The sequence below is a fragment of the Melioribacter sp. Ez-97 genome (assembly GCF_051488665.1).
Taxonomy (GTDB): Bacteria; Bacteroidota; Ignavibacteria; order Ignavibacteriales; family Melioribacteraceae; genus Melioribacter.
This window is the reverse complement of sequence record NZ_JBPSEG010000001.1, coordinates 363,082-376,403: the sequence shown is the minus strand read 5'-3', so window position 1 is coordinate 376,403 and position 13,322 is coordinate 363,082. Positions and strand designations below refer to the sequence as shown.

14 protein-coding genes and 1 tRNA gene are annotated in these 13,322 nt (G+C 39.5%); 11 read left to right on the top strand and 4 right to left on the bottom strand.

Annotated features, from left to right (window positions below):
* The first annotated feature begins 112 nt into the window (after nucleotides 1-112).
* From ACSSWA_RS01640 to ACSSWA_RS01590, 11 genes are all read left to right on the top strand, one after another.
* Nucleotides 113-667 carry an RNA polymerase sigma factor gene (locus tag ACSSWA_RS01640; RefSeq protein ID WP_437354849.1) on the top strand — a complete coding sequence of 185 codons (555 nt, stop codon included), beginning with the start codon at nucleotides 113-115 and terminating at the stop codon, nucleotides 665-667.
* Complete coding sequence (locus tag ACSSWA_RS01635; protein WP_437354848.1) at nucleotides 654-1,184, top strand: hypothetical protein; 531 nt, start codon at nucleotides 654-656, stop codon at nucleotides 1,182-1,184. Before ACSSWA_RS01640 ends, ACSSWA_RS01635 begins: the two co-directional genes overlap by 14 nt.
* A gap of 18 nt (nucleotides 1,185-1,202) precedes the next feature.
* Complete coding sequence (locus ACSSWA_RS01630; RefSeq protein ID WP_437354847.1) at nucleotides 1,203-1,658, top strand: hypothetical protein; 456 nt, start codon at nucleotides 1,203-1,205, stop codon at nucleotides 1,656-1,658.
* A 70-nt stretch (nucleotides 1,659-1,728) separates the two neighbouring features.
* Nucleotides 1,729-1,812, top strand: a tRNA-Leu gene (locus ACSSWA_RS01625).
* 34 nt (nucleotides 1,813-1,846) lie between these two features.
* Nucleotides 1,847-2,605: a tetratricopeptide repeat protein gene (locus ACSSWA_RS01620; protein WP_437354846.1), complete on the top strand. Its 759-nt coding sequence runs from the start codon at nucleotides 1,847-1,849 to the stop codon at nucleotides 2,603-2,605.
* A 193-nt stretch (nucleotides 2,606-2,798) separates the two neighbouring features.
* Complete coding sequence (locus ACSSWA_RS01615; RefSeq protein ID WP_437354845.1) at nucleotides 2,799-5,771, top strand: tetratricopeptide repeat protein; 2,973 nt, start codon at nucleotides 2,799-2,801, stop codon at nucleotides 5,769-5,771.
* Nucleotides 5,768-7,348 carry a hypothetical protein gene (locus ACSSWA_RS01610; protein WP_437354844.1) on the top strand — a complete coding sequence of 527 codons (1,581 nt, stop codon included), beginning with the start codon at nucleotides 5,768-5,770 and terminating at the stop codon, nucleotides 7,346-7,348. The genes ACSSWA_RS01615 and ACSSWA_RS01610 overlap by 4 nt, the downstream gene beginning before the upstream one ends.
* A gap of 13 nt (nucleotides 7,349-7,361) precedes the next feature.
* Nucleotides 7,362-9,398, top strand: coding sequence for an SPOR domain-containing protein (locus ACSSWA_RS01605; protein WP_437354843.1), 2,037 nt, complete (start codon nucleotides 7,362-7,364; stop codon nucleotides 9,396-9,398).
* 20 nt (nucleotides 9,399-9,418) lie between these two features.
* The gene (locus ACSSWA_RS01600) at nucleotides 9,419-10,069 is read left to right on the top strand and encodes a MotA/TolQ/ExbB proton channel family protein (protein ID WP_437354842.1); all 651 of its coding nucleotides are present in this window, start codon (nucleotides 9,419-9,421) and stop codon (nucleotides 10,067-10,069) included.
* Between the two features lie 8 nt (nucleotides 10,070-10,077).
* Nucleotides 10,078-10,485 (top strand): ExbD/TolR family protein, encoded by a 408-nt coding sequence (locus tag ACSSWA_RS01595; RefSeq protein ID WP_437354841.1) that lies wholly within the window; start codon nucleotides 10,078-10,080, stop codon nucleotides 10,483-10,485.
* A complete protein-coding gene (locus tag ACSSWA_RS01590; RefSeq protein ID WP_437354840.1) occupies nucleotides 10,478-11,152 on the top strand; it encodes an energy transducer TonB in 675 nt (224 codons plus the stop codon). The genes ACSSWA_RS01595 and ACSSWA_RS01590 overlap by 8 nt, the downstream gene beginning before the upstream one ends.
* Here ACSSWA_RS01590 and ACSSWA_RS01585 read toward each other — a convergent pair.
* From ACSSWA_RS01585 to ACSSWA_RS01570, 4 genes are read right to left on the bottom strand one after another with little or no spacing between them, the layout of a single operon-like run.
* Nucleotides 11,127-11,423: a hypothetical protein gene (locus tag ACSSWA_RS01585; protein WP_437354839.1), complete on the bottom strand. Its 297-nt coding sequence runs from the start codon at nucleotides 11,421-11,423 to the stop codon at nucleotides 11,127-11,129. The genes ACSSWA_RS01590 and ACSSWA_RS01585 overlap by 26 nt on opposite strands.
* Nucleotides 11,420-11,929 (bottom strand): DUF4199 family protein, encoded by a 510-nt coding sequence (locus tag ACSSWA_RS01580; RefSeq protein WP_437354838.1) that lies wholly within the window; start codon nucleotides 11,927-11,929, stop codon nucleotides 11,420-11,422. The genes ACSSWA_RS01585 and ACSSWA_RS01580 overlap by 4 nt, the downstream gene beginning before the upstream one ends.
* Nucleotides 11,926-12,372, bottom strand: coding sequence for a DUF2085 domain-containing protein (locus tag ACSSWA_RS01575; RefSeq protein WP_437354837.1), 447 nt, complete (start codon nucleotides 12,370-12,372; stop codon nucleotides 11,926-11,928). Before ACSSWA_RS01575 ends, ACSSWA_RS01580 begins: the two co-directional genes overlap by 4 nt.
* A 1-nt stretch (nucleotide 12,373) precedes the next feature.
* Nucleotides 12,374-13,189, bottom strand: coding sequence for an NHL repeat-containing protein (locus tag ACSSWA_RS01570; protein ID WP_437354836.1), 816 nt, complete (start codon nucleotides 13,187-13,189; stop codon nucleotides 12,374-12,376).
* Between the last annotated feature and the right edge of the window lie 133 nt (nucleotides 13,190-13,322).

The window sequence follows — 13,322 nt, the reverse complement described above, 5'->3', positions numbered from 1 at the left end:
ATTTCTCCTTAATTAATTTTGAATTCGACCATTGGACAGCCGCATTTATCGACGGGTTTAATTAAACCTTACAGGCTGCCGAGATGTCTATTAAGTAGTCAATACAAACGCTATGAATAAAGACAACGATTTCGAACTGGTAAATAGATTCAAGGCAGGCGATGAAACTGCTTTTAACGAAATTGTCAGAAAATACCAGAAACGGATTTACTGGCACGCAAGACAAATGCTGGGGAATCATCTTGACGCCGATGAAGTTACTCAACAGGTTTTGATCGTGATTTATGAAAAGTTGCATACTTTCAATTTCCAATCGTCGCTCTTTACGTGGATTTACAGGATTGTAACGACGAGAAGCCTTAATCTTTTGAAGAGAAAAAATTTAAAGAGATTTTTTTCGATTGACGACGATGATAAGGATTTCGATTTGAAAGCGGAGAGCGATATTGTTAGAGATATGGATAACAGACAAAAATTAGAAAAGCTCGAAAAAATGCTCGACAAACTGCCGCCGAAACAAAAACAGGTTTTTATTATGCGTAATTTCGACGAACTTTCTTACGATGAAATATCCCGGATTACGGGTAAAAGCGTCGGCGGACTCAAGGCGACATATTTTCACGCAATAAAAAAAATAACGGAGTGGATGAATAATGAAACCGAATGAAGAAATATTAAAATACTACTCAGGTTTGCTGACCGACGAAGAAAAGAAATCGTTCGAGGAAAAATTATCGGTTTCGCCCCGCATGAAAGAAGAATTCGATAAAACCGGGGAGATAATCAATCGATTGAAGGAATATTCAGCAGCGGATGCCGACGAAAGTTATTTTGCAAACCTTCTTCCCAGGGTTAGAGAAAAAATCGACAGGCAAAGGGGGAAAGTGGTATTCGGAAAAATTGCTTACGCTCTTTCCATTTCGTTGGCAGCGGCGTTGCTTTTGATATTCTCATTTGTCAATACGCCGGTAAATTCGAGTACCGATTATGTTTTAGAGCAGGAAGAAGTCATCAAAAACATAGTCGCGGATTACCTGGCGTCAGGCTATTCGGAAGAGGATTATACGATCGATATTCAACCCGAAAGTATTGAAGACCAGGAACTGGTTGATTATCTTTTAACCGACGATAATCTGCTTACGGAACTTTATATCGATACGGATTTACTGTTTAATGAAAAATGAAAAAACACAGGTGGCATTATGAAGAAAATATTTATACTAATAATACTCTCGAGCATTGTGATATATGCGCAGCCGGAGAGACAGCAGCGAAAAGGGTGGGAAGAGTACAAAAAATTCGAACAGCTCGAAAAAGCCAAAATTATCGAAATTCTCGACCTGAACGAGGAAGAGGCTGTCCGGTTTTTCGCCAAAAGAAATGAATATCGAAACGAAGTAAGGAAATTGCTGGAAAAAAGAAAAGAGTTGGTGCGCGAATTGGAAGAAAATCTAGAGAAGAAAAATCCGGACAATAATTACTACAAAAAGGCAATTTCGGAAATTAACTCAATCGACATGAAAATCGGCGAAGAAAAACGGAAATTTTATCGCAGCCTGGAGGAGATTCTCGAAACGAACGAAATTGCCAAATTAATTGTTTTTGAATATACGTTCAGGCGCGATATGGCTCGGAAACTTATGAAGCGGGATCGATAAAAATTCCCGATTCCTGAAAAATAGTGTTGCATTTTTGCTAATATGAATTTATTTTTTGAGCCGTCATTATGCGGAAGTGGTGAAATTGGTATACACGCTACTTTGAGGGGGTAGTGCCCGTTAGGGCGTGCGGGTTCGAGTCCCGCCTTCCGCACAAGTTCTTTTTATAATAAGATGAGGATGATATCATGAAAAAATTCCGCTCTTTTGTTTTATCGCTGGCATTTGTATTCGTTGCTTTTTCGCTCTATGCTCAGGAGATGCCCGTTGATGCTGCTAAAGCCTATAATGAAGGAAATAAATTTCTAAAAGCCGGCAATTATGAAAATGCTATAAAAAAATACCAGGAAGCTCTTCAATCTTCTAAAGACTACAGAATCTTTTACCAATTAGGAGTCGCTTATAAAAAACAAAATAAATTGACGGAAGCCGAGGAAGCTTTCAGAAATTCCGTCGAAAACAACCCTAAATTCAGCCTCGGTTATAACGGTTTAGGCGGCACATATTTTCTGGAAGGGAAATATCAGGAAGCCGTTGATGCTTTCAAAAAATTCGCGGAACTGACTACTAAAAAATCCCTTAAAGATCAGGCTAATGAAAATATCGCCCGCGCTTATGTTAAGCTTGCCGAAGAATCAAAAAAAGACGGCAACTATCAGAAAGCTATTGAACAACTCCAGGAAGCAATTAAATACAATGAATTCGACGCAGCATACGTTTTATTGGCAAATACGTATTACGAAAACGGAAACTACGACGAAGCTATTAAGGCAGCCGACAAAGTAATTTCGATGAATTCGAAACTTAAAGGAGCGGCTTATTATTACAAAGGACTCGCTTTGAAACAAAAACAGGATACTGAAAAAGCCAAAGAATATTTCGAACTGGCTAAAAAGGATCCGCAATATAAAAAACTTGCCGAATATGAATTGAAGTATATGAGGTAATTAAGATAAAAGTTCTGAAAAGTCGGCTCAACGAGCCGGCTTTTTTTTTATTTAAACACGGAACGTTGCAGTTGTGCGCTTGTATAACCGGCTGAATTATCATTATAAGCAAATTATTATTATTTTTTGAATAGAAGTTATAGTTTGTTTTTTCGAGGCATTTAAAAAAGTTCTTATAAAAAATTCGGGTTAAATGAAGCGTAAAATAATTTTATTTTCTTTATTAATTTCCTGCCTGCCCACAATAAGGGCGCAGTCGCTAAATGAAATTTTTGATAAAGCTACAGAGCTGTACAATCAAAAAAATTTTACCGACTCTTATCGATACTACTCAATGGTTATTAACTCCGAAGATGCAGCCGACGGAATGAAAGCGGCAGCTTTGTATTACTCCGGTGAAAGTTTAATCCAGACTTCGGATTATTCGGCGGCTGCGACTCAGTTCGAAACTCTGATTTCCGATTATCCCTTTTCAAATTATCAAGAACTCTCGCTCTTGCGACTCGGAGAAATTTATTATAAAGCCGGAGCTTATCGTAAGTGCAGGGAGAGGCTCTTCTATTTTGTCGAAAAATATCCTGAAAGCAGTCATAAAGGAACCGCGTATTACTGGCTTGCCGAATCGTATGCTGCGGAAAATAAATACTACGAAGCCGAAGAATACTTCAACTTGAGCATATCGAACGCAACTACAAACAGGTATCTCATTGACGCTATCTATTCTTTGGGAACCGTCTATGAAAAATTGAGAGATTACCGGGAAGCCATTTCAAATTACGACGAACTTTTATCGTATTACGGAGATAGCGGTCTGGCGCCGCTGGCGCAGATGCGTATTGGAATCTGCTATTTTAAGATAGGCGATTACACTACAACTACGCTCGAACTGAGCAATCCTGTACTCGATAAGCTGAACGAGAAATCGAGAATAGAAAAAGATTATTATCTGTCCAACGCTTTTATGAGATTGGGCGAGTATGATAAAGCCGAAAAAATAATGTCGGACTTGACCGCATACGATATATCGGAGGATACGCGCCGAAAAATTATTTACAACCTCGGATGGATAAAATTTCAAAACAAAGACTATCAAAGAGCCTATGAAATTTTCAGCAATTTAAATAGAACAAGCAACGATACAATCTCCGTCTATGCGTTATTCTGGAGCGCCGAATCAAAAAGATATTTGAACCACAGGGAAGAAGCCGACAGCCTTTACAGGGAATTCATCGAAAATTATCCTAATCACCCGCTGGCGTCAAAAGTAAATTTGAGTAAAGGCGCATTATTATTCGAATCCGCCACTCAAAAAGACGCCGAGTCGATATTGAAAAATGCGGCGTCTTCGAACGATATCGAAACCAAAAGCCGGGCTCTTACTCTGCTCGGAGAACTTAAATTGAAAGAAAAAAAATACGGTGAAGCAAGGAATTATTTCAACGAAGCTCTGAGCGTTAATAATAGTTATAACGAGCCGTACAAACGCGCAAAATTGGGGAAAGGAATAACGGAGTTTTATCTGAACAGGTACCGCGACGCGCTAAGCGATCTCACGTTTCTGTATAATAAATTCAGAGATTTCGAAAAAGAAAAGGTGAATTTTTACATAGCCGAATCGTATCTTTATTCGGGCGAATACGATAATGCCATTAAGCATTATAACCTTGCCTCCGGCGAGGATCTATTGTTGAACAAACAAGTAATTTTAGGAAAAGCCTACGCTTATTTCAACAAAAAGGATTTTCCGAATTCCGTCTATTATTTTAACGATTATCTGAAAAAATACGGCAACGAGAAAATAAGCAAAGAAGTTAAATTGCGCCTTGCCGACAGCTATTTCGGAATGAAGAATTTTGAAAAAGCCAGCGAGATATACGAAGATTTATTTAAGAAAGAAAACGCAATAAGCAGCGCGCAAAATTATTATCAGTATTGCCAGTCTCTCTATAAAGCCGGTAAAACTGCACAGGCGGTAATCGAATTTTCAAATTTGCAGAAGTTGTTTCCTTATTCTAATTATACTGACGACGCTCAATATGTTATCGGGTGGATTTATTTCCAGCAAAACCAGTACGACTGGGCTGTCGATAATTATTTGCGGCTTATCAGAAAATATCCGAATTCCGCGCTGATTCCGATTGCTTATTATTCAATCGGGGATTCTTACTACAACATGGGGCAGTACGATTCGGCTTTGGTTTATTACGAAAAAGTTCTTAACGAGTATCCGAATACTTCGTACATTATCGACGCCGTCAACGGAATACAATACGCTTACATTGCAAAAGACGAAACAGACAAAGCGGTTAAAATCATAGATGATTTTATAAAGCGCTATCCGAATCAAAAATACAGCGACCAATTTTACCTTAAAAAGGGAGATATTTTTTACAGCGTAGGCGAATACGATAAAGCCATAAACGCTTACTACGATTTTATAAATAAGTATCAGACGAGCGCTCTTTTAAAAAACGCGTATTACTGGCTGGGCAAAAGCGCCGTTAATATAAATAACGATACTTTAGCGATTGCGGCTTTTAACCAGGTTTTGAATTTATCGCTGACGTCGGATATATCTGTTTCTGCCGCCCTTGAATTGTCCAATCTTTATTCGAAACAAAAACAATTTGACTCGGCTGCAGAAACGCTCAACAAAGTAATCGGCAAAACGGGCGAATCGAAAAGAATGCCGGAATTGCTCTTTGCGCGCGCGTTAATAGAAGTTAAGAGCGGCAATCTGGAAAAAGCGTACCAAACTTTCGAAAGAGTAATTAACTACTATGACGGAACTCTGTTTGCCGATAAAGCCAAAGTCGAAACGGCGAAACTGGAACTGAATCAAAAAAGATACGAATCCGCCATACCGCTATTGAGAGAAGTTGCAGAAAAACGACTGGACGATATAGGCGCAGAAGCTCAATACTATCTGGGCTTATCCTACATGCAGCAGCAACAGTGGAATGACGCAATTACGGCGTTTGTGCGGGTAAGATCGGTCTTTGCGGCGTATGACGAATGGTTTACGAAATCTCTTCTTCGTCTGGGCGACTGCTATCTCGAATTGAACGACAAAAAATTAGCCAGGGAAATGTACAGAGCGGTTTTAAGAAGACATAACTCCGGCGAATATGCGGACGAAGCAAATAAAAAATTAAAACTACTATGAAACGAATTATCTTTTTATTACTTATCTTTTCTGCGTCATTGATGGCTCAGGAAGAGCAAAAGAGTATCGAATTGCCCGATTTTGTTATTACCGGCAGTCAATCGATACAGATACCGAAAGCCGAAAAAGCCAAGCCCGAGTTGATTCCGATTATTTCCAAAGATTTTCTTTTACCGAATTATTCGCCTGAATTAATGCCTCTTCTCATTGAATCCGTTCCCGTAAAGAAAATACCGAAAATCAGCAGCGACGAATATTATATCGGAAGACTGAATGTTGGCTTGGGATTGTATACCTATCCTGTCGGCGAGCTAAATTTATCCGCTCCGTTCGATAATTATTTATTCGGACTCGACGTATGGGGTAAAAATATCAAGGAGTATACGGATTATGCATATTACAATACTTCGGGTATTTCTTTGAAAAACGATTTCTTTGTAAGTCCGAATTCCGATTTCCTGCCCGGCACTTCCGTCAGAGTCGGCGGTTTATACGAACAATTTTCTTATAAATATTTCGGCGCAAAAACGCCGGACTCTCTGAGCAATAATGATTTGATGAATTTTAATCTTAGAGTAAAAAATAAATTCATACGCAATTTGAATTTCGATTTCGATTTTAACGGAAGGCAATTCAGGCATAACAATTACAACCTTAATGAAAAAATGTTTTCCGGAAACGCCGAACTGTCGGTTAACTTTTCCCTCTTTTCATTGGGCGGCAGCGCCATTATAAAAAGGCAGATGACCGACCATGCAAACATCAATTTCCGCGAAAATTTTTACTCATTTACCGGTTTTATTAAATTATATTCTTTGTCAGACCTGATTGTTACGGGGGGAATTACATACAGCTCCGACGACGATAATTCATTCTTGTCTCCGTTTGTGGCGCTTAATTACAAAATCGACGAAGGTCTCTCGGCGTACGCCGAGTATAAACCTCAAGTAGAATTTGTCGACCTTTATTCCCTTTACAAACAAAATCCGTATTTGAAAAATAATTTCATAGACAACATATTTCTTAAGAATAAATCGGCTTTAAAAGCGGGAATCAATTACGGAATTACTGATATTCTTACGGCAGGCGTATGGACAGAATATAAGGCGTCCGATAATTACTGCTATTTTCTCGACAATGAGCAAACGGGCTTTTACAACCTCATTACTGAAAACGATGTTAATGCATATTCCGGCGGTGTTGAGTTAATATTGAAATCTAAAATTCCGGGTTATCTCAATGTCAGCGCCGGTTATTATAAAATTAAAAACTCTGCCGGTATGATAATACCGTTTCAACCCGAAATACGATTCAACGCAACATACATGAAAGAAATTGCAAATAATTTCAATATTGTGTTGTCGTATATTTTCATGAAGGGAGCTTATACGGATTTGTCCAATACAAATGTTCTTCCGGACTACCATAATTTGTCCTTTAAGATAGAATATAAAATGTTCGATAATTTATTCCTCTGGACGGATTTTCAAAACATCCTGAATAAAAGTAATTTTGTATATCCGGATTATCGGGAAAAGCCGTTTGATTTGATAGGGGGTGCAACCTACAGATGGTAAAAAAGGATTTATTATGAATATTGACGAATTGAAAAAGAAGGTATCCGGCTCGCTGGGGGTTTCCTCGAGCGAGGCAGAATTGGCATTCGGGATTTTTGTAAAGAAACTTGCCGATCAGCTTGCGCCCGGATTAACTATCAAAGTTCCCGGAGTGGGATTTTTCCAACTGAAAAAAAATAATGAGGAAAATAAATCGGATGAAATTCTTTTCTCTCCGTTGAGAGAAAGTTTATCCGACAAAGTTACTTTCATCTCGATCGATATGCCGGTACATTTTTACGAAGAGCCCTCTGAAGACACCGAGACGTTCAGTATCGGCGTCGGCAAACCGATTATTCCGATCGGCGAAGAAGCCGAACAGGATGCGGAAGCTTCTTATGTCGTATTCAAAAAATTAATTGAAGAACGCACGAACGATCTCCTCTCCGAATCGGAACGTATACCGGATGCAAATATCTGGGATGAGTATTATAAAAGCGAAAAATCCGGGACAAAGCAGGATATCAAAACGGAATTGTCGGAACTCACTGCCGATCTTCATTTCGACGAAGACAGGGTTTCCGAAGATATAATAAATAACATTATCGACGACCGGGATAAGAATGACGAAAAGACAGAAGAAGACGATTTGACTCCCAGTCAATTGCTGGAGGACTACGAGTCATTCGAGGATGCTGAAACGACTCTACCGACAGAAAACAACCAGGATAAAGAAGAAGACTTCGGACTGGAATATTTGCTCGAAAACCTGGAATCGGATTCGGCTAATGAAAATGTTGATAATGATGATATCTCAGAGCGCGAAGAAGTAAAAGAAATCGAAAAAGAGGAAGAAGCGCATGAAGAGGCGGCGGATAAAGTTGACGGAGATGTAATCCCGGACGAATCCGTTGATGGAGTACCGGAAGAACAGGCTCAGGAGGAAAATGCGGAGGAAGAAATTCTTGAGGAAGAAATAACTGATGAAATGCAGGAGGAAGAGGAAACATCGATCTCTGAATCGGAATATGAGCCTGATGATAAAAAAGAGGTAGATGAAACTAAGGAAATCGAAATCGAACTTGGGAAACACCGCAAAAAAGATCAGGAGTACGTTGAAGAACGAATTGACGTTGAAGATACAGACGAGCCGGTAGACGCGGATATTGAAGATGAAGAGGAAGACGAATTTTTGGGACTCGGAAAAAAAATAGAGGGAAATACCGAATGGAATTGGGGCGATGAATTAAAAGAAGAACTTGAAAATTACGACGATTCGGAATTCGAGGAGGAAATAGAAGATGTGCATGAAGAAGAAGATATCCTGAAATCTCCGCGGCGAGTATCCGAAAATCTGTTTGAAAAACTGGAAACAACAATCAAAGAGGAGTTGAAAGAAGAAAGAATCTCAACAAAATATGAATTCGTTGAACAAAAAGAAGAAAGACGCCCTGTAACATCCGCTCAGCAAAATAAATATGAAGACGAGCAAGAATACGAAGAAGAAAAGACGGGATACCTCAAATACGTAATTATCGGCTTATTCGTTGCGATAATGTTTGCAGGCGTAATCTACTTGTTTTTCAACGGCGGCAATAAGTCAGAACCCGAGATTGCCGAGCGGCAGAATGCCGCCGCCGTACAAGAACAAGGTAATAATGAAATAGCTTCGCTGAGCCAGGATCAAAACGAAAGTATTAATGAAAACATTCCGCCGGTTATCGAAGATGATTTTCCAAGAGTTGCCAAACTCGAAGATAAAACGAATATACAGGCTGCCCCGGCGCCTCGACAATCCGTCGACAATGCCGGTTTGTATATAAACCCGGCTAACGACATACACGTATATAAAACTATTTTTACAGACGGTTCAAGGTATTACGTACAGACGTCGTCCTGGAGAAACGAGGCAAAAGCTATAAACGAAGTGAGCAATTGGAAAAGGAAAGGGCATAAAGCGTATATAATGAAAGTCAATATTCCCGAAAAGGGAGGGATATGGTTCAGAGTGCGCGTAGGCCCATTTAATAGCGAATCGGAAGCGCGTAAATTTTACGAACAAAATTTTTAATAATCTAACGGAAGGCAATTATGGATCTACTCTCAATTTTTCTAAAAGGCGGCTGGATTATGTATTTAATTCTGGCTTGCTCGTTAATTGCTGTTGCAATTATTATCGAAAAATTTATTGTACTTAAAAAAGCCAAAGTAAACGTGCCGGCTTTTTTGGTAAGAATAAGGACGATGTTGAAAAAGAAGGATATCGACGGCGCTATTGCCATTTGCATTGCAGATAGAACTCCGGTTTCGAACATAGTTAAAAAAGGATTGAAAAAATACCGACACGGGCATCAACGCGTTGTAGAGGCAATCGAAAGCGCAGGCAGACAGGAAATCGCAAAACTTGAAAAAGGTCTGCCAATTTTGGCGTCGATATCGGGAATAGCGCCTCTCCTTGGATTCCTGGGTACTGTTACCGGTATGATTACAGCTTTCATGAAAATCCAGGAATTGCAGGGCTCGGCAAATCCGGCAGACCTTGCGGGAGGCATCTGGGAAGCTTTAATAACTACCGCATTCGGATTGATTGTGGGCATTCCCGCCCTGGCGTTTTACAATTATTTTGTAAGCGCAATAAGCAAACTGGTTATGGATATCGAACTGGTAACGACAGACGTCATCGATATTCTCGAGGATTCGGGTAAAGGGACTATTGAAGACGACGAGGAAATTAACATCTGAGGTTGACTATGAAATTTGAAACCAATAATAAACCGCTAAGTATTTTTGCATATTCTTCGCTTACGGATATAGTAATGCTTTTGCTGATATTTTTTCTGCTTACTTCTCAGTTCGTTATTCAAACCGGAGTGAAGATCAAATTACCTTCGGCAAAAAATAACGAACAGGTCGCCCCTGCAAAATTAATCGTTACGATTACGGAAGGAAATCAGATTTTTCTCGGGAACGAAGAAATATCAATAGAAAGAATTGCAGGACGTCTCGATATGCTGAAAAGACAGACTAACGAAAGTAATCTCATTATAAGAGCGGATAAGTCCGTCAATATCGATCTTATAATTAAAATAATCGACGCGGCTAAAGGCGTGGGCATCGATAAATTTACAATCGAGACAGAGAAAGCAGAGTATGAATGACAAGATAAGGAAAAACTCTTATTTAGCTTCCTTTTTGATACATCTCGTTATTATCGCTCTCTTTGCTTTTATTCACTTGCCTGTAAATTTGGAAGAGGAAGATTACGTTACCGTCGGATTCGGTACGGGAACTTTTGCAGGCAGCCGGGGTCCTGTCACTAAAAACGAAGTCAAAGAAGAACCCAAAAAACAGAAGGTCGAAACAAAAAAAGAAGAAAAGAAGGTTGAGCTTCCCAAAGCTCGTTCCGAGGATACGGACAATATTGTAAAAAGAACGGAAAAGAAAAAAGAAGAAACGAAGAAGGAAATAGAAAACAATCGGGACGGTATTGAAGAAAATAAATTGAGCGGCACCGAAGCAACGGGCGAGGGCTTAGGCGGTTTCGGGTTTGAACTCGACTTCGGAGGTAAAGGTATAAGAAAAATTTACAGCTACATCCTGCCCGAATATCCCGAAGGAGTTTCAAAAGAAATCGACGTCAAATTGAAATTTACAATTCTGCCTGACGGCACAGTAGGGAAAATTATTCCTCTTATTAAAGCGGACGCTAAACTCGAAATGGCGGCTATAAATTCTCTCCGCCAGTGGCGATTCGAGCCTCTCCCGCCAAATGCAAAACAAACCGAACAGACGGCAATAATTACATTTCCGTACCGGCTTCAGTAGTCTTTTGACCGTAGTAAAACCGGTAAAAAAAGAACTCTGCGATACTTAATAAAATTAATGAAATCGTGTCGGCGTTCAATTCCAGACTTATACCTTCGGAGTCGAAGAATATTTTTACGATGCTGCTCGAGATCGACCAGCCGACTGTAAATAATATGATTATCAACGCCCCGTTCAGGAAAGCCGTAGCGAGCGATTCTTCCTGATATTTAAGTACAAAAATGTAGGCGATAAAAATTAAATGGAGAGCCATTAATAATGCTGCAGTCATTCTTCGCTGTCCCCGACTCTGTTATTGATTATTTGAGCGCCGGCAAGTCCTCCGACGGCTCCGAATAATGTATTCACCACGAAATTATTTATTAACACCGAAAAAGTATAAAGAAATGAGAATCCTGTTGTGACTATATCGCTGCGCAGGTTTTGAAACATACGAATAATCTCTTCCCGAACGGCTTCGCTTACGGGAAAGTCGTTTATCATTTTCTGAAATTCCGGAAAGGAATCTACGATGTCGTTGCTGTGGGTAATGAATGTAATTATAATGTCGAAAAGCGAACCGAAGAGAGCTGCAAATACTCCCGTCATTACACCGATTGTAAATCCTCTCGAAGCCGGTATCCGACCGGAATCACGCGTCGATTTTCTGTCGAGTATAAGCGCAATGTAAGCGGCAACCGGAACTATGATGCAACATGTCAATCCTTTCGCAAGCGGTACTATCGATAGAACTCCGGCTCCGAATCCGCTTACTAGCGCAGGTAAATGCTTTTTCATCTGTTTCTGTTTTTATTGTTTAACGAGCTGTAAAAATATAAAAATATTATCGAACCGAAAAGGAAACCCGTAAAAGCCGCCGTAATCTTGGAATATTCTTTTACGCCGAGAATTACCAGAAGCCAGTCGATTGCAAGCGGGATCGACAATAAATAGAGCGGCATATTCGATTTAAGGAAAATTTTACCATAAAAAATTGCCGCTAATGCGGAGAGTAAAGCTCCCGCATAAATGCCGGCGCACCGCGAGCATACAAGCAGAGAATGCCCGTCGATAAATATGCTTCTTTCCGGATTCTGATGGCATACAACGGAAAATGCTTTTTTTATAAACGGCAGTAAATACAAATAATCGGGTAAATTATAAATCCAAAATTCCGATAATATTAGAAGAAACCAGAATGATAGGCTAAGGAATAATATAATTCGGTAGACAAATTTCACGCTATTTGCGTATGTTGTAGACGTAAATCGTTTTTGATGTAAGAACGTATAGCTTTCGGTTGAACAATATCGAGTCGGTAATCGGTTCTTCCAGTTCCGGCGAGAAATTAATTAAGGGTAAATTCAGCAAGTCCCTGTTGTTGTACGCATAAAAGACGTTCTTTGATGTATTAATTGTTAATCCGGTCGATGTAGAATTGATATTTACGGGTTCGAATTCGAAGCTTTTTTTCGCTATGTTATTTCCCCAAAGATCGAATATAAACAGGTCGTGTGAATCGAGAACGAAAATTTTATTGCCGATAATCGAAAAAGCTTTCGGATTTTCGAGCGTAAAATCTCCGGCGAGCATTCCGCCTATTTCCAGAAGGAATTGACCGTCGGAAGTAAATTTAAGGACTCGGCTGTTGTCCGAATCGATTAAAAATATGTCGCCCTGGTCGGATACGCTTACTGAGACCGGATGCCTGAACGGCTCCGACGAATAAGTCGACAGCGTTGTAATATAATTGAGATCCTTGTCGAAAATTTGAATCCTGTCGTTGTATTTATCGGCGACATAAACATTCAAAAGAGTTGAAAATACGTCAGCCGGGAAATCGAACGTGTAATTGTCCCAGCCGTAGCCTCCGATTACTTTTATTATTGCGCCGGCGGAATCGATTTTGAGGAGTTCATTTGTCGAAATATCGGCTACATAGATCGTTCCTGCAGGATCAATTGAAAATGCCTGCGCCGACGAAAAATTTCCTATTGTATGGTCGAAAACCGGATTTTGCGCTTTTATTGAGGTAAAATTGAAAAGTAAAAATGACATGTAAAAAAGTATAAAACCATATTTTAAGCCTGAAATTAACATTTTTTAATAGGCACGGATTATGTGAGTTTTTATTTAATAAAAATAACTGAATTTAGTAAATTAAACCAGTAATAATAATTTATCTTACCGG